The 19786-nt window shown below is 74.4% G+C and carries 19 protein-coding genes; 12 read left to right on the top strand and 7 right to left on the bottom strand.

Features of this window, described 5'->3' with window-relative positions; genetic code table 11:
* Window positions 1-15 precede the first annotated feature (15 nt).
* Window positions 16-606: a TetR/AcrR family transcriptional regulator gene (locus ACFY4B_RS11330; protein WP_049659214.1), complete on the top strand. Its 591-nt coding sequence runs from the start codon at window positions 16-18 to the stop codon at window positions 604-606.
* Window positions 607-682: 76 nt separating this feature from the next.
* Here ACFY4B_RS11330 and ACFY4B_RS11325 read toward each other — a convergent pair whose 3' ends face one another.
* On the bottom strand, window positions 683-1000 hold the full coding sequence (locus tag ACFY4B_RS11325) for a hypothetical protein (RefSeq protein ID WP_049659213.1): 318 nt from the start codon (window positions 998-1000) through the stop codon (window positions 683-685).
* Window positions 1001-1153: 153 nt separating this feature from the next.
* Between ACFY4B_RS11325 and ACFY4B_RS11320 the strand changes: the two genes are divergently transcribed.
* Window positions 1154-1417, top strand: a complete 264-nt coding sequence (locus ACFY4B_RS11320; RefSeq protein WP_049659212.1) for a hypothetical protein — start codon at window positions 1154-1156, stop codon at window positions 1415-1417.
* An 82-nt stretch (window positions 1418-1499) separates the two neighbouring features.
* Here ACFY4B_RS11320 and ACFY4B_RS11315 read toward each other — a convergent pair whose 3' ends face one another.
* Window positions 1500-2657, bottom strand: coding sequence for an acyl-CoA dehydrogenase family protein (locus ACFY4B_RS11315; RefSeq protein WP_049659211.1), 1158 nt, complete (start codon window positions 2655-2657; stop codon window positions 1500-1502).
* Between the two features lie 197 nt (window positions 2658-2854).
* On the opposite strand from ACFY4B_RS11315, the gene ACFY4B_RS11310 reads away from it, so the two are divergent.
* The gene (locus ACFY4B_RS11310) at window positions 2855-4015 is read left to right on the top strand and encodes a TetR/AcrR family transcriptional regulator (RefSeq protein WP_387967285.1); all 1161 of its coding nucleotides are present in this window, start codon (window positions 2855-2857) and stop codon (window positions 4013-4015) included.
* Window positions 4016-4049: 34 nt separating this feature from the next.
* Here the strand turns inward: ACFY4B_RS11310 and ACFY4B_RS11305 are convergent, their stop codons facing one another.
* Window positions 4050-4424, bottom strand: a complete 375-nt coding sequence (locus ACFY4B_RS11305; RefSeq protein ID WP_063780386.1) for a hypothetical protein — start codon at window positions 4422-4424, stop codon at window positions 4050-4052.
* 255 nt (window positions 4425-4679) lie between these two features.
* On the opposite strand from ACFY4B_RS11305, the gene ACFY4B_RS11300 reads away from it, so the two are divergent.
* The 6 genes from ACFY4B_RS11300 to ACFY4B_RS11275 all read left to right on the top strand — a co-directional run bounded on the left by ACFY4B_RS11300 (window position 4680) and on the right by ACFY4B_RS11275 (window position 14569).
* Window positions 4680-6584 carry an ATP-binding protein gene (locus ACFY4B_RS11300; protein ID WP_387967283.1) on the top strand — a complete coding sequence of 635 codons (1905 nt, stop codon included), beginning with the start codon at window positions 4680-4682 and terminating at the stop codon, window positions 6582-6584.
* A gap of 61 nt (window positions 6585-6645) precedes the next feature.
* Entirely contained in the window at window positions 6646-9006 is a 2361-nt protein-coding gene (locus ACFY4B_RS11295; RefSeq protein WP_387967281.1) for a hypothetical protein, read from the top strand.
* A 206-nt stretch (window positions 9007-9212) separates the two neighbouring features.
* Window positions 9213-9866 (top strand): DedA family protein, encoded by a 654-nt coding sequence (locus tag ACFY4B_RS11290; RefSeq protein WP_049659017.1) that lies wholly within the window; start codon window positions 9213-9215, stop codon window positions 9864-9866.
* 119 nt (window positions 9867-9985) lie between these two features.
* Window positions 9986-11812, top strand: coding sequence for a threonine/serine exporter family protein (locus tag ACFY4B_RS11285; protein ID WP_387967279.1), 1827 nt, complete (start codon window positions 9986-9988; stop codon window positions 11810-11812).
* 89 nt (window positions 11813-11901) lie between these two features.
* The gene (locus ACFY4B_RS11280; protein WP_181970613.1) at window positions 11902-12975 is read left to right on the top strand and encodes a hypothetical protein; all 1074 of its coding nucleotides are present in this window, start codon (window positions 11902-11904) and stop codon (window positions 12973-12975) included.
* A gap of 295 nt (window positions 12976-13270) precedes the next feature.
* A complete protein-coding gene (locus ACFY4B_RS11275) occupies window positions 13271-14569 on the top strand; it encodes a C40 family peptidase (protein WP_387967277.1) in 1299 nt (432 codons plus the stop codon).
* Here ACFY4B_RS11275 and ACFY4B_RS11270 read toward each other — a convergent pair.
* Window positions 14554-14982 (bottom strand): type II toxin-antitoxin system VapC family toxin, encoded by a 429-nt coding sequence (locus ACFY4B_RS11270; protein WP_387967275.1) that lies wholly within the window; start codon window positions 14980-14982, stop codon window positions 14554-14556. The two genes, ACFY4B_RS11275 and ACFY4B_RS11270, sit on opposite strands and share 16 nt — an antisense overlap.
* A gap of 122 nt (window positions 14983-15104) precedes the next feature.
* Entirely contained in the window at window positions 15105-15428 is a 324-nt protein-coding gene (locus ACFY4B_RS11265) for a hypothetical protein (RefSeq protein ID WP_117488445.1), read from the bottom strand.
* Window positions 15429-15552: 124 nt separating this feature from the next.
* Between ACFY4B_RS11265 and ACFY4B_RS11260 the strand changes: the two genes are divergently transcribed.
* Window positions 15553-16074 (top strand): GNAT family N-acetyltransferase, encoded by a 522-nt coding sequence (locus tag ACFY4B_RS11260; RefSeq protein ID WP_380780832.1) that lies wholly within the window; start codon window positions 15553-15555, stop codon window positions 16072-16074.
* 40 nt (window positions 16075-16114) lie between these two features.
* Window positions 16115-17395, top strand: a complete 1281-nt coding sequence (locus ACFY4B_RS11255; protein WP_049658674.1) for a GNAT family N-acetyltransferase — start codon at window positions 16115-16117, stop codon at window positions 17393-17395.
* Window positions 17396-17474: 79 nt separating this feature from the next.
* Here the strand turns inward: ACFY4B_RS11255 and ACFY4B_RS11250 are convergent, their stop codons facing one another.
* Together ACFY4B_RS11250 and ACFY4B_RS11245 are read right to left on the bottom strand one after the other, a co-directional pair.
* Complete coding sequence (locus ACFY4B_RS11250) at window positions 17475-17936, bottom strand: hypothetical protein (protein WP_387967272.1); 462 nt, start codon at window positions 17934-17936, stop codon at window positions 17475-17477.
* Between the two features lie 250 nt (window positions 17937-18186).
* Complete coding sequence (locus tag ACFY4B_RS11245) at window positions 18187-19005, bottom strand: TetR/AcrR family transcriptional regulator (RefSeq protein WP_234348640.1); 819 nt, start codon at window positions 19003-19005, stop codon at window positions 18187-18189.
* Between the two features lie 180 nt (window positions 19006-19185).
* Here ACFY4B_RS11245 and ACFY4B_RS11240 point away from each other — a divergent pair, with 180 nt between their 5' ends.
* Window positions 19186-19758 (top strand): GNAT family N-acetyltransferase, encoded by a 573-nt coding sequence (locus tag ACFY4B_RS11240; protein ID WP_107086613.1) that lies wholly within the window; start codon window positions 19186-19188, stop codon window positions 19756-19758.
* Window positions 19759-19786: the final 28 nt, after the last annotated feature.

Here is a 19786-nt window from a genome sequence, read left to right as displayed (position 1 = left end):
CCGTAGGATCGGGGCATGGGAAACCGCGAAGACCTGATGGCCGGCGCCAAGCGCTGCCTGTACGAGAAGGGCTACGGGCGCACCACCGCCCGTGACATCGCGACCGCCTCCGGCGTCAGCCTGGCCGCGATCGGCTACCACTTCGGCTCGAAGGAGACGCTGCTCAACGCGGCGATGATCGAGGCGATCGGGGAGATGGGGGAGGCGCTCGGCGCGGTGGTGATCGCCGCCAACCAGGTGTCGGACGACCCGGAGGTGCGCTTCGCGGCCGTCTGGGACGGGCTGCGGGACGTCTTCGTCGAGCACCGCGGGCTCTGGGCGGCCCAGTTCGAGGCGCTCGCCCAGGCCGGGCACGCCCCCGAGCTGGCGCAGGCCTTCGCGGCGGCGCAGAAGGAGGGCCGGCTGGGCCTCGCCGCGGTGTTCCGGGGGCTGCCGGAGGTGCCGGACACCGAGGAGGAGGTCGCCCGCGGGAGCTTCTACCAGACCCTGCTGGCCGGTTACTGCGCCCAGTGGCTGGCCGCGCCCGAACTCGCGCCCAGCGGGCAGGACTTCCTGCGCGGGCTGCGGCTGGTCAGCGACAGCGTGTTCAACCCCGTGCGGCCGTAGGGAACGTCCCGCCCGTGGGGTGCGTCCCGCCCGCGGGGAGCGCCCCGCGCGCCCGTAGCGGGTGTTCCGCCGCCCGCTACGCGGTGACGGCGGTCAGCAGCACCACCGAGTCGACGTGCGCCAGCAGCCCGTGCCGCTCCTGCGGGACGGGCTCCAGGCGGCCGGCCGCCAGTTCCAGCCGCCGGCCGGCGATGGTCAGCGAGACCCGGCCGCGCAGCACCTGGACGCTGCCCGCGGTGGGCGGGTTGTGCTCGTCCAGCGCGGTGCCGGCGGTCAGCGCGATCACGGTCTGCCGCAGGATCCCGTCGTGCAGGACCAGGTGGGCGCTGCGCCCGTGCGGGCTCTCGGCCGCCCGGGCGGCGTGCTCCACGGCGAGCTGTTCGAGATCGGGCATCGCGCCTCCTCCTCGCTCCGGGCGCACTCCGTGTGCCCAGGGTCGCGGACGCCCGGGGGCCCCGCACCCGGAAGCGCTCCGCACCCCGGAAGGGCCCCGCATCCCGGAGCGGCCCGAGGTGCAGCCCCCGCCGACTGCCCGCATCGTGGAGGCATGGCGACCAACCAGATCTTCAACGGGCTTCAGGTCAACCGCTCGCTGCTGGCCGGCGGCGTGGTGCTCACCGGCGTCGGTTCGCTGCTCGGCGCGGCCGGCGCGGCGATGGTGTGCGCCGCGCTGTTCACCGCCGGCCGCGGCTGGCTGCGGAACCTGGAGACCGCTCCGACCGCGCTCGCCCAGCGGGCCCTGCACGACGCGAAGGTGGCGTCCTCGGCCGGCTGGGACGCCTGGCGCGCCCAGCACGGCTCGCCCAACTGAGCCGGTGCGGCTGTCGGTCCGGGTGCGGCGGGTCACGCCTCCGGGCGGCCCGCCGCACCCGGCCCGGACGACCCGAACGGCCCTACAGCCCGAGCGACTTGGCGATGATGCTGCGCATGACCTCGCTGGTGCCGCCGTAGATCCGGAACACCCGGTTGTCGGTGTAGAGCCGGGCGATCGGGTACTCCAGGATGTAGCCGTAACCACCGTGCAGCTGGAGGCACTTGTCGATCACGGTGGAGGCCGACTCGGTGCAGAACAGCTTCGCCGCGGCCGCGTCCGCGACGGTCAGCTCGCCGTCCTGGTACAGCTCCAGCGCCCGGTCCACCATCGACTGCTGCGCCACCACCTGGGCCTCGCAGTCGGCCAGGGTGAACTTGGTGTTCTGGAACTCGGCCACCGCCTTGCCGAACACCTTGCGGTCCTTGACGTACTGCACCGCGAACCGCACCGCCGCCGCGGACGCCGCGTAGGCGCCGACGGCGATCGCCAGCCGCTCCTGCACCAGGTTGTGGGTCAGGTAGGAGAAGGCCCGGCCCTCCTCGCCGAGCAGGTTCTCCACCGGCACCCGGACGTCGCTGAACGCCAGCTCGGCGGTGTCCGAGGTGCGCAGGCCGATCTTCTGGAGCTTGCGGCCGACGGTGTAGCCCGCGGAGGAGGTGTCCACGCAGAGGATGGACAGCCCGGCCCGGCGGTTCTCCGGGTCGTACGGGGCGGTGCGGCAGACCACCAGGACGAGGTCGGCCAGCACACCGCCGGTGATGAAGGTCTTGGCGCCGTTCAGGACGTAGTGGGTGCCGTCCTCGGAGAGCCGCGCGGTGGTGGTGATGCCCGCGAGGTCGGAGCCGGCGCCCGGCTCGGTCATCGCGATCGCGGTCATGATGTCGCCGGAGACGAAGCCGGGCAGCCAGCGCCGCTTCTGCTCCTCGGTGGCGTACTCCAGCAGGTACGGCAGCACCAGGCCGGTGTGCACCCCCGACGAACCGAAGCTGACGCCCGCCCGGGCGGTCTCCTCGGCGACCACCGCCTGGTACTTGAACCCGCTCTCGCCCGCGCCGCCGTACTCCTCCGGCACCTCGATGCCGTAGACGCCGAGCGCGCCGAGCTGCCGGTAGAAGTCGCGCGGCGGGTGGCCCTCGGCCTCCCAGCTCTCGTAGACCGGGACGACCTCGTTGGCGATGAAGTCCCGGATGGTCTCCCGGAAGGCCTCGTGGTCCTCGTTGAACACGGTGCGGCGCACGGCGGCGCTCCCTTCGACGGCACCGGCCGGGGCTGCCGGCCGGGGCGGAACGTGCCTGGTGATGGCCCCACAAGTTAATCCGGGGTAGCTTCGACTGTCCAGCGTCCGAAGGCTATTGGAGCACGGGCGGCGGGGGCGGCAAGTGAATCCTTGCTAGCCTGCTGGGAGTGTCCGGGGAGACGGCGGGGAGGCGTGCCATGGTGGTCCGACGGCCGCCCGGGCGGCGCGCCCAGATCCTGGCCGTGGCCGCCGACCGCTTCCACCGCAGCGGCTACCACCAGGTCTCGATGACCGAGGTCGCCGCCGGTGTCGGCATCACCGCACCCGCGCTCTACCGGCACTTCCGCGGCAAGCCCGAACTGCTCGACCGCGCCGTCCGGTTGGGACTGGACGCGCTCGCCGAAGGCCTGCGCCCGGCCCGCACCACCGCCGACCTCGGAGCCGCGCTGGCCGCCGTCGCGGTCGGCCACCGTGCGCTCGGCACCCTGGTGCAGCGCGACGCCCGGCTGCTGCCGCCGGCCCGGCGGGCGGCGCTGCGCCGCGAGCTGCGCGCGGACGTCGCCCTGATGGTCGCCGTGCTGCGCGCAGAACGGCCGGAACTCGCCGTCGGGGACGCCGAGTTGCTCTGCTGGTCGGCGCTCTCGGCCTGCGCCGGGCTCTCCTACCAGTCGGCGGCGCCGCAGCCCCGACGGGCCGAGGCGCTGCTGCGCGAGGTGGTCGCGGCCGTCCTCGCGGTCTCCCCGGGCGGTACGGCCGCGGGGCCCGGCGCCGTGGCCGAGCCGCGGCCGACGTCGGAGCCCAGGGCACGGGCGCGCCGGGAGGAACTGCTCGCGGCGGCCGTACGACTGTTCCACCAGCGCGGCTTCGACAACGTCAGCACCGACCAGCTCGGCGCCGCCGTCGGCATCTCCGGCCCCAGCGTGTACCGGCACTTCGACAGCAAGGCCGAGCTGCTCGCCGCCTCGCTGGTGCGCAGCCGCGAGCGGCTCTGGCACGAGGTGGACGGCGCGATCGCGGCCGCCGCCGGGCCCCGGGCGGCGCTCGACGCCGGGCTGGGCGCGTACGTCGACTTCGCGCTGCGCAACGGGGACTACCTGGGCGCGATGCTCAGCGAGACGGAGCGGCTGGCCCCGCCCGACCGCCGGGCCGCGGTGGACTTCCGGCGGGACTTCCTGCGCACCTGGGTCGGACTGCTGCGGCAGGTGCGTCCCGGGTACGACGCGGCGGCCGCCCGGATCCGGGTGCACGCGCTGTTCGCGCTGGTCAACGACGGGGTGCGGAACCGTCCGCACAACGCCCGGCCGGACCTCGGGGACTGCCTGCTGCGGCTCGGCCGGGCGGTGCTGGGGCTCTCCTGACCGAGGCTCCCCCGGGGCGAGTCGGCGGCGGGGCCTAGTAGAGGACGTGCGGGTAGTAGACCTGCGCGTCGACGCCGCGGTCGCGCCGGGGAGCGTCGCTCCGGAGGGACTTGTGCTGGACGGTGTTGCCCTGGTCGGCGCTGACCGTCCCGCCGTTGCCCGTCACCGCGACGCCGTTGTTCTGGTTGCCCGCACCCGAACCGGTGGCCGTCTGCTGGGTGTTGACCACATTGCCGTGGACGGTGCCGATGATGTTGCCGGAGCCGGAGTCGCTCACCACGCTGCCGTTGGAACGGTCGCCCGCACCGGCGCCGGAGCCGCTGTCGGCGTGCGCGGTGGCGGCACCGAGGCCGACGAGGAGGAGTGCTCCGAGGGCGGTGACGGCGGCGGCTGCGCGAATACGGGACACGCTGGTCTCCCTGGCGAGAAGCGAATGGTGGTGCCGCCCGGAGCGGCCGCCCCGGGGCGCCGGGACCTGGCGTCGCGCCTTCAGCATTCACCAGTGGGGTGGACGAACTCCACCGAACGGGTGGCAATTCCCCCGATGGTGGAGGGGTGGTCAATTCGACGTTGTCGAAGTTGACCGCATTCCGTCATTCCATCGGGAAGGCGTCAAGAAGAAAGAAATGGTCGCCAGATAGTCGCACTGGCACACTGAGGACCCATGTCTGATGGTGCCCCGCCCGAGTTCACCCCCGCCGAGGAGCTGCGCACGACCGAGGTCGATCTCGGCGGCCTGGTGAACGTCCTCGCCACCCACCTCTACTCCACCCCGCTGGTCGCCCTGCGCGAACTCGTCCAGAACGCCCACGACTCGCACACCCGCCGGCTCCTGGAGGACCCGGACGGCGACCACCGCCCGCTGATCCGGGTGCGCGCCGACGCCGCCCGGCGGACCGTCGCCATCGAGGACACCGGCGCCGGCCTCACCGAACCCGAGATCCACTCCTACCTGGCCACCGTCGGCACCGGCTACACCCGGATGCTGCGCGAACTGACCGGCAACCAGGAGCTGATCGGCGCCTTCGGTCTGGGCTTCCTCTCCGCCTTCTCGGTCGCCGACGAGGTCACCGTCACCACCACCTCGCACCGTGAGCCGGGGCTCGGCCACCGCTACCGCAGCCGCGGCGGCGAGCAGTACCAGGTCGAGCCGGTGCCCGCCCGGCCCCGGCCGGGCACGGTGGTCGAGCTGGCGCTCAAGGCCGAGCACGGCCACCTCGCCGACGAGGACGTCCTGCGCGACGTGCTCGGCCGCTACTGCGTGCTGCTGTCGGTCCCGGTGCACGTCGGCGAGGACGAGCGGCCGGTCAACTCCGTCGAGGTGCCCTGGCGCGGGCGTCCGGAGGGCGACCCGTACGCCGCCCGGATGCGCTTCGCCGCCGCCTTCGGCCGCCGCTTCGAGCCGCTCACCGCCTTCCCGGTCGAGCCGGTCGAGGGCGCCACCGACGCGGTCGGCCTGCTCTGGGTCCAGGACGGCGGCAGCTACGGCAGCAGCGACAACCGCGACCTCGCCGTCTACCTGCGCGGCATGCTGCTCGCCGAGGACGCCCGCGACCTGCTGCCCCGCTGGGCCGGGTTCATCGGCGGCGTGGTCGAGTCCGACCGGCTCACCCCCACCGCCAGCCGCGAGGACCTCCAGCGCGACGAGCACTACCACGCGCTCCGGAAGGCCCTCGCCGACGCCATCGTGGACGGCCTGTACGAGACGGCCCGGCTGCGGCCCGCCGCCTGGCGCCGCATCCTCACCCGGCACGGCAACGACCTGCTCGGCGCCGCGCTGTGCGACGAGCGGCTGTTCACGCTGCTCGCCGACGACGTCCCGGTGCCCACCTCCCAGGGCGACCTCACGGCCGGCGCGCTGCGCGCGGCGGGCGGCGGCGCGGTGCACGTCGCGCTCGGCAGCGGCGGCGGCTTCGAGGAGATGCTGTACCGGGCGATGCGGGTTCCGATCGCGCGCGGCGACCGCTACGCCGTCCTGCCGTTCCTGCACCGCTACGCCGAACTGCGCGGCTGCCGGGTGGTCGAGCTGGGCAGCGAACGCGGCAACCGCGAGCTGTTCCGCGACCCGGAGCGCCCGCTGCCGGAGCACGAGGCGGCCTGGCTGGCCGGCGCCCTCGCCGACCCGGGCGAGCAGCTCGTCCCGGCCCGCTTCGACCCGCCCGGCCTGCCGCTGGTGCTGGTGCCGGACCGCGAGGCCGAGCTGAAGGCCCGGATCGAGGACGACCAGGCGGACGCCCGGATACCGTCCGCCGCCCTGCGGCTGGCCCGCGCCTTCACCGCCCGCACCGACGGCGGGGTCCGGGCCCGGCTCTACCTCAACCTCGCCAGCCCGGCGGTCCAGGACCTGCTCGCCGCCTACCGCGCCGGGCACACCGGCAGCGCGACCGCGGCCGGGCTGCTCCGCTCGATCAAGGTGATCATGGCCGCGGCCTCGTCCGGCCCGTCCGAGGGCGACCTCACCGCCGCGCTGGCCGGCATCGGCACCGCGGTCTCCGCGCTGACCGCCGCCGTCCCGGCCGGGCTGCCGGAGGTCCCGGACAGCCCCGGCGCGCTCACGGAGGAGCCGTGACGGACGGACTGTCAGTGGGGTGCGGTAGACAACTCATCAGCACGACGCAGGGGGAACAGCCATGACCACCGACATCTGGGCCTGGGTGCGGGACACCCACCGGCAGCTGGCCGAGGCCGGCCACCACCGGCTGGCCGACGCCATCGTCGAGCTGCCCGAGCACGCCACCGAGGGGCGCAACGAGCAGCTGGACGCGCTCTACCCGGAGGCGGTGGCCGCCGCCCGGGCGCTCGGCCTGCCCTGGGTCGAGGTCTACCTGCGGCACTGGCGGATGCAGAACCTGCTGAACAAGCGCCAGCAGGGCGAGGCGGTGCTGCCCGAGGCGGTCGACCTGCTGGAGTTCGCCCACCGGGAGGACACCGAGGGCTGCCCGCAGTCCGTCTGCGTGGTGCAGGACTTCGCGATCTGCCACGCCCGGGTCGACGGGCCGGGGTACGTGGCCGAGCGCCTCGCCGTGGTCGGCGAGACGCTCGACCGGATCGAGCCCGACCGGGCCTGCTACGACTGCCTCTCCCGCGAGTACTCCGACGCCCTGGAGGACGACGGCCGGGCGGCCGAGGCGCTGGACCACCTGGACTCCGCGGCCAACCGGATGCGGGCGGCCGGCCAGCCGGTCTCGCTCCGCTTCCACCAGGCCCGGGCCGGCACCCTGCACCTGCTGGGCCGGCACGAGGAGGTGCTGGAGCTGCTGGCGACGGCCGAGCGGGCCGAGCAGACGCAGGGGCGCCGGCTGGACGAGCGGGACCAGCGCTGGGGCGCCCTGCTGCGGGCCCGCGCGCTCGCCGCGCTCGGCCGTACCGAGGAGTCGCTCGCCCTGCTGCCCGAGCGGGCCGAGGCCGAACGCCACGCCGACCTGCGCGGCACCTGGGCGGAGACGGCCGAGCTGCTGGTCGCGGCCGGCGCCCGGGAGAACGACGCCGAGCTGGGCGCCGTCCTGGCCGGCTGGGTCGGCTACCTGGACGGCGTCGGCGCGCACCGCCCCTGCGTGGACCTGCTGCTGGCGGCGGGCCGGCTCGCGCTCGCCCGCGGCGCCCGCACGGTGGCCCTGACCCTCGCCGCGACCGGAGAGCGCAAGCTCACCCGGCTGCGGCGCACCGACGGCGTGTCGGAGCAGGTCGCGGCCCTGCGCGCGGCCGCCGAGGCACTGCCGGAGCCCGAGCTGCCCGTCCCGCCGGGCGAGCTGACGGCGCACCTGGCCGAGGTCGGGGTGCCCTACGAGACCGGCGCCGACCTGCTCTCCGTCGCCCTGGACCGGTACCGGGGTGAGCAGGCCGGCGCCACCGAACTGGCGGTGCTCCTGGCCACCGTGCTGGGCGGCCTCGGCCACGCCCGCGCCGCGGCCGACCTGCTGTGGCGGCACCTGGAGGACGACCCGGCCGACCGCGAGCTGACCGGCGCGCTCGGCGAGATGCTGATCGACGCCCGGGACGCCGAGGGCATCCGCCGCCTCGCCGACCGGGTGGCCGTCACCGCCCCGGCCGACGGGCACTGGATACGGGCCCGCTGGGCCGCCGCCGAGGGCCGCTGGGCCGAGGCGCTGGAGCGGTGCCAGGAGATCCTGGCGCTGGACGACGAGGTGCTCAACACCCGCCGCCTCGCCGCCCACGCCGCCACCGAACTGGGCGACCACGCCACCGCCCAGCGGATGTACCTGGAGCTGCTGGAGCGCGCGGCGCCGGCCGACGGCGCCGCCGAGGAGGAGGACGGCCACCGGACGGTCCAGGAGCCGGACCTCTGGCACCTGATCACCGCCGCCACCGCCAACCGGGACTGGGCCGTGGTCCGCTCCACCGGCGCGCTGCTCGACATCGAGTTCGACGAGCCCGAGGGCCCGGTGGACGAGGAGTGGCAGCTGGTCACCGTCCGCGCCACCCGCACCAACGGCGCGACGTCCGACCTGCCCGCGCTCCGGACGGGCCCGGCCACCGCCCGCATCCTGCCGGTGCTCGGCGACGACCTGACGCTCAACCACGGCGACGTGGTGGTCTTCGCCCCGGCCCTGCTGGAGCGCCCGCCGGCCGAGGACGCCCCCGAGGAGGAGCGGCAGCGCTGGCGCCCGGTGTTCGAGCTGCTCACCCTGCTCGACCCGGCCGGGTACACCACGTACTGGATCGACGGCGGCTGGCCCGGCGACGAGCCGTGGTCGGCGCTGCGCGAGGAGCTGCACGAGGCCGGGTGCGCGGTCTGGGTGTACAGCGGCGACGAGTACCGGATCACCGACCCGGCGGAGGGCGGCGACACCCTGCCCGGCGTCTACGCGGCCCTCGGCGTGCCGCCGACCGCCTCGGCCGCCGAGGCCGACGCCCTGCTGCTGCGGCTGACCGGCGGCTGGGCGCACCCGCTCGCCTGGCCGGAGCTGGCCAAGGCGGCCGGCGCGGACCTCGCCCGGCACGAGGAGACGGTCGAGCGCTACGGGCTCTGACCGCCCCCGACCGTACGGCCCCGGCGGGCCGGCCCTCCCGGGCCCCCGCCGGGGCCGCACGCGTTCCCGGGCTCTCACCGCGTGCGGCCCGCTCCCTGCCCGCGCCGCGTCCGTCCGTCCGACGGGAACCATCCGGTGCCGCCCCGAGTCTTTGTCAATGCTTTACCATTCCATTGCCAAGACCCGACCTTCGGAGTGCCCGCACCGTGACCAGCCTCGCCCTCGGCCCGTCCTGGCTCGATCCGACCACCCTGATCTCCACCTTCGGCCTGATCGGCATCCTGGCCATCGTCTTCGCCGAGTCCGGCCTGCTGATCGGCTTCTTCCTGCCGGGTGACTCGCTGCTGTTCACCACCGGCCTGCTGGTGGCCGGCGGCACCTACCTGCACCAGCCGCTCTGGCTGGTCTGCGCGCTGATCGTGGTCGCCGCGGTGGCCGGGGACCAGGTCGGCTACCTCTTCGGCCGCAAGGTCGGCCCGAGCCTGTTCCGCCGCCCCGACTCCCGGGTCTTCAAGCAGGAGAACGTGGAGAAGGCCGCCGCCTTCTTCGACCGGCACGGGCCCAAGGCGATCGTGCTGGCCCGCTTCGTGCCGATCGTGCGCACCTTCACCCCGATCGTGGCCGGGGTGAGCAGGATGAACTACCGCGGCTTCGTGGTGTTCAACCTGGTCGGCGGCGTGCTGTGGGGCGGCGGGGTCACCGTGCTCGGCTACTTCCTGGGGCAGATCCCGTTCGTCCGGGACAACATCGAGGCCATCCTGGTCGGCATCGTGCTGGTCTCGGTGATCCCGGTGGCGGTCGAGCTGCTGCGGGCACGCCGCTCCGGTGCGGCCGCCGCCGACCGGCACCGCGCCGGGTAGGCGTCCGCCGCTCCGGCCACGGGACGCCGCGTACATGTGCGTCGGGCTGTTCGATCAGGCAAGGTGTAACCCGAGATCGAGCGGTGGCCGGCGGCCGCCAGGGGCGGCAAGGAGTGGAAGTGCCTAAGCGGGGCCGACCGGGTGCGGGCAAGCGGGCGAGGGGAGGCCGGGCGGCCCGACAGCCGCGGCAGGCGTCCCCGAAGCCGGTGCACCCCGCCGACGCCCCGCCCACCGAGGGCCTGCTCGGCCACCCCGCCCCGGTGGTCGAGCCCACCACCGTCGTGCCGCTCGTGCCGCCCGTCCCGGAGACCAGGGGCCTGCTGGCCCCGGAGCCCGAGCGGGTGTCCGAGCCGGTGCCCGCGTCCGTGGCCGGGCGGGTCGAGGCCGGGCGGGTCGAGGACGAGCGCCCGGTCCGCCGCCGCTCGGTCGCCGAGGACACCCTCACCCCCGAGGAGTGGCGGGCGGCCGGCTACACCCCGCCCACCGGCATCCCGGTCCCGGACCTGACCCCCGGCGCCCCCGGCGAGGCGCCCTGGCCGGACCGGATGCGCACCCTGCTGCGCACCCCGATGTCCGAGCGCCCCGCCTTCGAGCGCACCGCCCGCGAGATGCACCCCTCCGCGGCCGTCACCCGCAACGTCCCGCGCATCCTCGACCTGACGCTGCGCATCGGCGAGCTGCTGCTGGCCAGCGGCGAGGCCGCCGAGGACGTCGAGGCGGCGATGCTCGGCATCGCGCACGCCTACCGGCTGGACCGCTGCGAGCCGCAGGTCACCTTCACCCTGATCGGCATCTCGTACCAGCCCTCGCTGGTCGAGCCGCCGGTCACCGCCGACCGCGTGGTGCGTCGCCGCACCTCCGACTACACCCGGCTCGACGCGGTGTACGCGCTGGTCGCGGACATCACCGCGGAGCAGGTGACGGTCAACGACGCCTACCGCCGGCTCGCGGCGATGCGCCGCAACCGGCACCCGTACCCGGCCTGGTTCCTCGCCCTGACCACCGGCCTGCTGGCCGGCGCGGCGACCTTCCTGGTCGGCGGGAAGATCGACGACAAGGCCTGGCTGGTGTTCGCGAGCGCCTTCGTCGCGGCCGTCCTCGGCGACCGGCTGGCCTCCGCCCTGGCCAAGCGCCGGCTGCCGGAGTTCTACCAGTTCGTGGCGGCCGCGATGCCGGCCGCGGCCTCCGGCATCATCCTGTCGCTCAACGACTGGGGCCTGCGCGGCTCGGTCGTGATCACCGGTGGCCTGTTCGCCCTGCTGCCCGGGCGCGCCCTGGTCGCCGCCGTGCAGGACGGCCTGACCGGCTTCTACATCACCGCCGCGGCCCGTCTGCTGGAAGTGGTCTACCTGGTCGCGGGCATCGTGATCGGGGTGATGGTGATCCTCTACCTGGGGGTCGGCTTCGAGGCGAACCTGCGCCCGGACGAGAGCCTGGTGGGCGTCAACTACCCGCCGGTCCAGATGGTCGCCGCGATGCTGCTGACCCTGGCCTTCGCCACGCTGCTCCAGACCGACCGCCGCACCCTGGCCCTCGTCACCGTCAACAGCGGCATCGGCTGGGCCAGCTACGGCGCGCTGGTGTACAACGCGGGCGTCAACCCGATCGCGGCGACCGGTGTGGCGGCCGGCCTGGTCGGCCTGTTCGGACAGCTGATGGCGCGCTACCGCAACGGTTCGGCGCTGCCGTACGTGACCGCCGCGATCGGCCCGCTGATGCCCGGTTCGGCGCTCTACCTCGGGATGCTCGCCTTCGCCCAGGGGCACTCCAGCGCCGGTCTGGTGTCGGTCTTCCGGGCGGCGGCGATCGCGATGGCGCTGGCGGTCGGGGTGAACCTCGGCGGGGAGATCGCCCGGCTGTTCCTGAAGCTGCCGGTCGGCGCCGAGCGCCCGTCGCTCTACCCGGTCATGCCCCGCCGGGCGGCCAAGCGCACCCGGGGCTTCTGACCGGACGGCGACCCGGTGTTGGGGGAGACGTGGGCCCCGGGCCACGTCACGGCAGGCAGGACGCAGGACCAGGAACGAAGGTAAGACCCATGACGACACTGCTGGACGGCTACCGCGAGCACATCGTCGCCGCGCACAAGCAACCGCTGTTCCTGCTGCTGGTCGGATTCATCACCTCCTTCGTCTTCATCCGGTTCAGCGTCCGGATGATCCGCGCCCAGGTGCGCTGGTGGCCGGGCAACGTGACCCCGGGCGGCCTGCACATCCACCACATGGTGTTCGGCCTGGGCTTCCTGCTGCTCGGCGGCATCGGGGTGTTCGCCACCTACGGCGGGCACCCGTGGATCGACTGGTTCGGGCTGGCCTTCGGCATCGGCTGCGGCCTGGTGCTGGACGAGTTCGCGCTGATCCTGCACCTGGACGACGTGTACTGGAGCGAACAGGGCCGCAAGTCGGTGGACGCGGTGATCTTCGGCATCCTGTTCACCTCCCTGCTGCTGGTCGGGTACGTGCCGCTCGGCGTGGTGCCCGGCGAGGAGACCAGGTGGGGGCTGATCACGATCATCTCGGTGAACTCGCTGGCCTCGGTGGTCACCCTGCTCAAGGGCAAGGTGTGGACCGGCCTGCTCGGGATCATGGTCCCCGGCCTGTCCTGGATCGGGGCGATCCGGCTGGCCCGCCCGAGCAGCCCCTGGGCCCGCTGGCGGTACGCCACGCGCCCCCGGCGCCGGGCGCGTGCGCTGCGGCGTGAGCGCCTGCTGCACCGGCGCGCGGACCGGGCCCGCACCTGGCTCTTCGACCTGATCGCCGGGGCCCCCGACAAGGTGCCCGCCAACCACCCGGCCGCGCACCGGGTGGCCGAGCGGATGGCCGCCCGGGCCAGCGCCCACCTCGACGCGCACGCCGCCCGGGCGCTGGCCCGCCGTCAGGCCCGCCTGGCCGACCGTCGCTCGGCGGCCGCCGCCGGGACGGCGGGGCGGGCCCCGGGTGCGGCGGACCCGGCGGTCGGGCCCGGTCCGGACCGCTCCCGCCTGGCGCAGCAGCGTCGCCGTACGGTTCGGGCGGGGCGCAGCCGGGCCTTCGCCGTTGGTCCGACCGGGCTGGAGAGCCGGCCCGCGCGGCACCCCAGGCTGCGGACGCACACCCGCCGGATCGGCCGGTAGCCCGCCCTGGCCGCCGCCCGCTCTCGTCCGCCCTGCTCGGCCCGCCTCGGGCGCCCGGTCGGAGCCGACATTTGGTCAGATCATCTGATCGTCACCCGACCGGCGGAGCACTTTTCCAGGTGTGAAGCCTGCCGGAATTGAGAACATGAGCGTCATGTGACCGTTCTGTCACGTGATGGGATGATTCATCGGACTCCCCGCCACCACCGGGCCGCCGGGCCGTCGCCCGCCCGCCCCGATGCCGCGCACCGTCCGACGCCGTCCCCTCCGGACCCGTCAGAAGGGATGATGTCGCGTGGCTCGCAGGCTCCTGCCGACCCTCCTGTTGTCCCTCACCGCACTGCTCGGACTGCTCCCCGCCGCCCAGACCGCCCCCGCGCTCGGCGAACCCGTCACGGGTGTACCGGCGGTCGGCCGGCCCGGCGACGAGGAGCCGTACCCGACCACCGAGGAGATCGACCGGGCCCGGACCGAGGCCGAGCGCAAGGCCTCCTCGGCCGCCGCCCTGGAGGCCGCCCTCACCGCCGCCCGGGCCGAGCTGGACCGGGCCGGGCGCACCGCCGAACAGGCCGTCGAGGCCTACAACGGCGCCCAGCTCGCCCTCGCCCGGGCCCGCGCCGAGGAGGCCGCCGCCGCACAGCGCGCCGCGGCCGCCGAGACCGAGCGGGTGGCCGCCGCCGAGGACGCGGCCCGGCTCGCGGCCGAGACCTACCGGCAGGGCGCGGGCGCCGAACTGTCCGCCCTCAACGCCCTGCTCGGCGCCCACGGCCCGCGCGAGGCGGGCGAGCGCGCCGCCGCGGTCGGCCAGGTCAGCGAACGCACCCGGCAGATCCTGGACGCCGCCACCTCCACGGCCGCCGCCGCCCGCCGCGCCTCCGCCGAGGCCCGGGCCGCCACCGGGGCCGCCGGGAAGGCCGCCGCCGAGGTCGGCGCGGCCAAGGCCCGGGCCGAACAGCGGCTGGCCGCCCAGCAGAGCGAGGTGGCCGCCGCCGGGCAGCGCCGCGAGCAGCTGCTCGTCGAACTGGCCGCCGCCCGGAACACCACCGTCGAGCTGGAACGCCGGCGCCGCGAGGCCCTGGAGGCGATCGCCGCCCGCGAGGCCGAGGCCGCCGCCCGCGCCGCCGCCGAACAGGCCGCCCGGGAAGCCGAGGCCGCGGCGGCGGCAGAGGCAGCGGCGGCGGCCGCCGCTGCCAGGGCCCAGGCCCCGCCCCCCGCCCGTCCGTGGTCCGCCGAGGGCGCGGCCGCCGCCATCGCCTTCGCCAAGTCCAAGATCGGCCTGCCCTACGTCTGGGGCGGCGAGGGCCCGGGCGGCTACGACTGCTCCGGGCTGACGATGATGGCCTGGCGCGAGGGCGGCCGGCAGCTCAACCACTTCGCCGCCGACCAGTACGCCCAGAGCACCCCGATCGGCTACCGCCAGCTGCGCCCGGGCGACCTGGTCTTCTGGACCGACACCGGCCGCGCCGCCGACATCTACCACGTCGGGCTCTACATCGGCGACGACCAGATGATCGAGGCCCCGCGGGCCGGCATGCCGGTCAAGCAGGCCAGCCTCTGGATCATGGGCACCCCGAACTTCTACGCCCGCCCCTGACCCCCGGGCCGGCGAGCGGCGGTCAGCACCTCGACGGGGGCGGTCGGCACCACCCCCTCGGCGGCGGCCACGAGGCCGGGGTCGAGGGTGACCAGGGCGTCCGCCTGGAGCCGGGTCAGCGCGAGGTACTCGGCGTCCAGGGTGTCCGGCAGGCCGAGCCGCTCGGCGATCCGCCAGGCGGTGGCCTGCAGGACGCGGTCGCCGAGCAGCCGGATCCGCAGCGCCCGCACCGCGTCGAGCGCGCGTTCGGCGTCCCGCTCGGCCAACTCGCCGCGCCGGACGGCCCCGTAGAGGAGCGACAGCAGCTGCGAGCGCAGCAGGGTCGGGGCCGGCAGCTGGTGCCCAGCGGGGGCCGCGGCCCCGTCCCGGACCAGGTGGAGGGCCACCTCCGGAGTGATCACGTACGTGGCCATGGCGGTGGCGGCCTCCTCGGGGCGCGGGGATCGCCGACCAGTCAACTCCGGCGGGCGCCGCCCGTGGTGGACGCCACGAGGACCGCCGTGAAGGCCGTCACGAAGGCCGCCGCTCCGGCGGGCTACCGGTCGGCCAGGTCGGCCAGGGCCTGGCGGCTGTCGCGCAGCCGCACGACGGTCCAGCCCCAGGCGGCGGCGAACGGGATCGACACGAGGAACACGGCGAGCGCGCCACCGATCCGGCCGATCATCTCGGAGTCGCAGGCCTCCGCCATGTGGAAGCCGGTCGGCTCGTAGAAGGCCGGTGTACCGCAGATCCCCGCGGCCGGGAGGAAGACCAGCCACAGCGCCCAGAGCCAGCCGGCCACGGTCAGCCCGCCGACCAGCTTCGCCGCCAGCGACCAGCTCTCGTAGTCCTTCAGCCGGCGGACGTACTGGTCCTCCATGGTTCCCCCCGAAAACGGATCGTTTGTGCCTGAACCGGCACGAGGATGCCAGGTCGGGCCGCCGGGGCGCCACTGTCGGCGGGTCGCGCTAGCGTGGCCGCCGGACCGGCACTGAGGAGGCGTCATGCGGCTGCGGGATGTTCGGGCGGGGGACGTCGAGGCGTACGTCCGGATGCGGTGCGACCCGGTGATGATGGCCGAGCTGGGCGGGCCGCTGCCCCGGGAGAAGGTGGAGGCGCGGCTGCGCAAGGACCTGGCCGAGGTGGCCGCGGACGGCGCCTGGATCAGGATGATCGTGCCGGACGGCGCCGGGGGCGACGAGGCCGCGGGCGTCGTCACGCTCTGGTCGGACGAGGAGGACGGCGTGCCGGTCTCCGAGATCGGCTGGATGGTGCTGCCCGAGTACCAGGGCCGCGGCCTCGCCAAGGCGGCCGTCCGCCTGGTGCTGGACGCCGCCGCCGAGGACGGCCGCTGGGGCGAGGTGCACGCCAACCCGGGGACGTCCAACGGGCCGTCCAACGGGATCTGCCGGGCGCTCGGCTTCCGGCTGCTCGGCGAGCGGGACCTGGACTTCGCGGACCGCGTCCTGCGGACCAACCACTGGGTGGTGGTGCCGGGCGAGCACACCGGGTCGCGCACGGAATAAATCGGATGCCGCCCCCGAAAGGCCGCCGTACGGTGGCCCCATGGGCAACAGCAACGATCACGCGGCCGTCGACACCGTGAGCGGGCTCCAGGTCCGGGCCGTCTCGGTGGACGAGGTCGCGGAGTGGAACCGGGCGCTCAACTTCGGCTTCCTGCGCCCCGAGGTGGCCGTCGCGGAGGACCTGCGCCGCCGCTACTGGGAGCCCGGCCGGATGCTGGCCGGCTTCGACGGCGAGCGCCAGATCGCCACCTTCCGCAGCTTCGACACCGAACTGACCGTCCCGGGCGGGGCCGTCGTGCCGGCCGACGCCATCACCAACGTCGCGGTCACCGCCACCCACCGCCGCCGCGGCCTGCTCAGCGCGATGATGCGGCGGGACCTCGCGGCCGCCGCCGAGCGCGGCAGCGCGGTCGCGATCCTGGCCGCCGCCGAGTACAACATCTACGGCCGCTTCGGCTTCGGCCCGGCCACCCAGGGCGCCGGCTGGAACATCGAGCTGCGCCGCACCCGCGGTCTGCGCGAGGGCCTGCCGGGCGTCCCCGGCGGCCGGACCGACTTCGTGACCATGGCGGAGCTGCGCGAGCTGGGAGCAGACCTGCACGAGCGCTGGCGGCGCACCCAGCCGGGGGCGATCGAGCGCGACACGCTCTGGTGGGAGCGCACCTCCGGTGAGGTGCGGGCGCCGGGCGACGAGTTCAAGGAGCCCTTCGCCGCCGTCCACCGGGACGCCGCGGGCGAGGTCACCGGCCTGGTGCTCTACCGGATCGCCAACAAGTGGGACGGCGCCTACCCCGACTGCAAGCTCACCGTGAGCGAGTTCATCGCCCTCGACCTGCCCACCGCCGTCGAGCTGTGGCGCCTGGTGCTGTCGGTCGACTGGGTGTCCCGGGTCGAGGTGCCCAAGCTCGCCCCGGACGACCCGCTGCCGCTGCTGCTCCAGGACCCGCGCGCGGCCACCCCGCACGAGGACAACGGGGACCTCGTGTGGCTGCGGGTGCTGGACGTCGAGGCCGCGTTCGGCGCCCGGAGCTACGGCGCCCCCGGCCGGGTGGTGCTGGAGGTCGACGACAGGCTCGGCTACGCCTCCGGCCGTTGGGCGCTGGAGACGGCCGAGGACGGCACCGGCCGCTGCGTCCGGACCACGGACGACGCCGACCTCGCGCTCGGCGCCTCGGAGTTGGGCTCGCTCTACCTGGGCGCGGAGACGGCGTCGAGGCTGGCCGCGGCCGCCCTGCTCACCGAACTGCGCCCGGGCGCGGCCGCCGCCGCCGACCTGCTGCTGCGCACCCCGCTGCGGGCCTGGACGCCGACCGAGTTCTGATCCCGCGCACACGCCGGAGGCCGACCCGTTCGCGGGCCGGCCCTCCGGCATGGCGGCGGACGCAACAGCCGCGCGGGGCTCAGGAGATGGTGTAGACCTGCTTGCTGCTCGCCCGGTAGGAGTCGAGCAGCACGGCGCGCCACGAGCTGACGCGCAGTTCCAGCTTCTCGCCCTTGTTCAAGGTCCCGGAGACCTTCACGTCGGCGACGTGCGGCGACTTCTTGCAGTCCGCCTCGTTGGACTGCTTCCAGCTCTGGCTGGCGCCTCCGTACTCGAGCCACGTGGTGACCCTGGTGGGGCCGTCGCAGGTCGCGTCGGCGGTTCCCGTGAAGGAGTATCCGCCCTCGCCGTTCCAGGACAGCGTGCCCTTGACCGCGCCCATGCCTTCGGCGTTCTGCACCCAGAGGTCGACGGCGGTGGAGCCCGGTGCCACCGAGTTCGGGGCCGCCACCGCGTGGGGCGCGGCCAGGGCCGTCGTGCAGGCGGCGAGCAACACCACGGGAGCCATACGGGACTTGAGAGTCGAGGCCAGGGAACGCATGTGAACTGATCTCCTTGTCTTCCTGTCGGATTTACATGTTCACGCTAGATCGCTGCGGTGGGCGTTTCCATCCCTCGAACGGGTGAATGATCTTCGGCCACATCGAATCCCGGGCCGTCTCGATCCGGCGAGGGAGGGGCGATTGACGATGAGTCAGGACATGGAGGGCGGGCCCCCGAACGCATCCGGCCGGGCACTCCCGGTGGGGGAGTGCCCGGCCGGAGCGTTCCGTCCGTGGCCGGGGCGGGTGCTACTTGACCGCCGCCTTGCCGATGGTGGGCAGGATGAAGTCCTGGATCAGGCCCTTGGCGTCGCGGACGATCGGCCGGAAGACCCGGTAGCGGGACAGGTTGATCATCCGCGCCGCGAGCGGCGTCGAGCGCCGGACGAACTCCCTGGTCCGCTCGGTGTCCGGGGTGCGGTCGAAGACCCAGTACAGCACCACGATCATCAGGTAGAGCCAGAGCACGTCCGGCAGCAGCTCGACCAGTTCGGCGTCCAGCTTGGGCGCCAGCTCCGAGCCCTGGAGGACGTCGCGGAACAGCTCGACCGCCGTCGCCCGGGCCGGGTGGGACTCGTTGGAGAACGGGCTCAGCGAGCTGGTCGGGTCGGCGGCGGTGCGGAAGAACTGCGCGGAGAACTCGTGGTACGGCGCGGCCGTGTCGAGCCAGGAGTCCAGCGCGATCCGCAGCCGCTCGGAGAAGTCCCGGGTGTGGGCCATCCGGCGCCTGGCGTCGGCCGCGTGCTCGTAGGTCATCCGGTCGTAGAACCCCTGGATCAGGAATTCCTTCGCCGAGAAGTAGTAGTAGGCGTTGCCCACCGAGACGCCGGCCTCGGTGGCGATGGCGCGCATGGTGGTCTTCTCGTAGCCCCGTTCCTGGAACAGCCGCATGGCCGTCTCCAGGATCAGGGCACGGGTCGCCTCACTCTTGTCGGTCTTCGGCTGGGCCCGGCCGCCGGGCAGGGGCCCGCCCTCCGGTGCGGGGCCGCCCTCCGGTCCGGGCACGGCCGGAGCCCCGGCCGTGCCGTTCCCGCCGTCCGTTCGGTTCGTCGCTGCCAGGTCGTCCACGAGGACGAGCCTAGCCGGAGACGACGTTCCATCCGGTGTCGGTGTTCGTGGCACCGGATGCCCCCTCCGCACCCGGTACCACGATGACCCCCTGAATTTCGAACGCGTTCAAAAGCTGAGTGGAACTGTAGACGCTTCGGTTGAACATGTTCAACTCCATCTCTGTGGGAGGCTGGTCACATGATCAGTTCAGGACAGATCGTCATTCGGCGCGGCGGAGTGCGGGACGCCGAGGCCGTCGCCGAGCTGCACGCCCACAGCTGGCGCACCACCTACCGGGGGATCGTCCCGGCGGAGGGGCTGGGCGACGGGATGGCGGCCCAGCGGCGCGAGCTGTGGGAACTGCGCCTGGACGCCGACTACGGGGAGCCGGAGAACACGCCCGAGCTCCTGATCGCCGAACGGGCCGGTGCGGTGGTCGGGTTCATCTACCTCGTCCCGCAGCCGGACGGCGGGGTGCTGATCGACAACCTGCACGTGCGCCCCGGCCTGAACGGTGGCGGCATCGGCCGCGAGCTGCTGACCGCGGGCCGCGCCCATGTCGCCGAGCGGCACCCCGGGGCCGCACTCTCCCTGGAGGTGCTGCGGGACAACACCCGCGCGATCGCCTTCTACGAGCGCGAGGGTGCTGAGCGGGTCCGGGCGCAGGAGGGGGAGTTCCCCGGCGGATTCCTGCTGCCCGAGTACGTGTACGCCTGGCCGGCCGAGCGCGTGGCGACCGGGGCCGACCGGCCGGAGCCGGCGGACCGGTAGGAACGGACCGATGGGAACGGATCAGTAG

It is taken from the genome of Kitasatospora sp. NPDC001261 (assembly GCF_042896795.1).
Classification (GTDB): Bacteria; Actinomycetota; Actinomycetes; order Streptomycetales; family Streptomycetaceae; genus Kitasatospora.
The sequence above is the reverse complement of the archived record's forward strand: the minus strand, read 5'-3'. Positions and strand labels throughout refer to the sequence as shown.

What these genes read in the sequence shown, in the direction of transcription:
- ACFY4B_RS11330 (WP_049659214.1), top strand. Translation starts at nt 16, where the DNA reads ATGGGAAACCGCGAAGACCTGATGGCCGGCGCCAAGCGCTGCCTGTAC.
- ACFY4B_RS11325 (WP_049659213.1), bottom strand. Translation starts at nt 1,000, where the DNA reads ATGCCCGATCTCGAACAGCTCGCCGTGGAGCACGCCGCCCGGGCGGCC.
- ACFY4B_RS11320 (WP_049659212.1), top strand. Translation starts at nt 1,154, where the DNA reads ATGGCGACCAACCAGATCTTCAACGGGCTTCAGGTCAACCGCTCGCTG.
- ACFY4B_RS11310 (WP_387967285.1), top strand. Translation starts at nt 2,855, where the DNA reads ATGGTGGTCCGACGGCCGCCCGGGCGGCGCGCCCAGATCCTGGCCGTG.
- ACFY4B_RS11300 (WP_387967283.1), top strand. Translation starts at nt 4,680, where the DNA reads ATGTCTGATGGTGCCCCGCCCGAGTTCACCCCCGCCGAGGAGCTGCGC.
- ACFY4B_RS11295 (WP_387967281.1), top strand. Translation starts at nt 6,646, where the DNA reads ATGACCACCGACATCTGGGCCTGGGTGCGGGACACCCACCGGCAGCTG.
- ACFY4B_RS11280 (WP_181970613.1), top strand. Translation starts at nt 11,902, where the DNA reads ATGACGACACTGCTGGACGGCTACCGCGAGCACATCGTCGCCGCGCAC.
- ACFY4B_RS11270 (WP_387967275.1), bottom strand. Translation starts at nt 14,982, where the DNA reads ATGGCCACGTACGTGATCACTCCGGAGGTGGCCCTCCACCTGGTCCGG.
- ACFY4B_RS11265 (WP_117488445.1), bottom strand. Translation starts at nt 15,428, where the DNA reads ATGGAGGACCAGTACGTCCGCCGGCTGAAGGACTACGAGAGCTGGTCG.
- ACFY4B_RS11260 (WP_380780832.1), top strand. Translation starts at nt 15,553, where the DNA reads ATGCGGCTGCGGGATGTTCGGGCGGGGGACGTCGAGGCGTACGTCCGG.
- ACFY4B_RS11255 (WP_049658674.1), top strand. Translation starts at nt 16,115, where the DNA reads ATGGGCAACAGCAACGATCACGCGGCCGTCGACACCGTGAGCGGGCTC.
- ACFY4B_RS11250 (WP_387967272.1), bottom strand. Translation starts at nt 17,936, where the DNA reads ATGCGTTCCCTGGCCTCGACTCTCAAGTCCCGTATGGCTCCCGTGGTG.
- ACFY4B_RS11240 (WP_107086613.1), top strand. Translation starts at nt 19,186, where the DNA reads ATGATCAGTTCAGGACAGATCGTCATTCGGCGCGGCGGAGTGCGGGAC.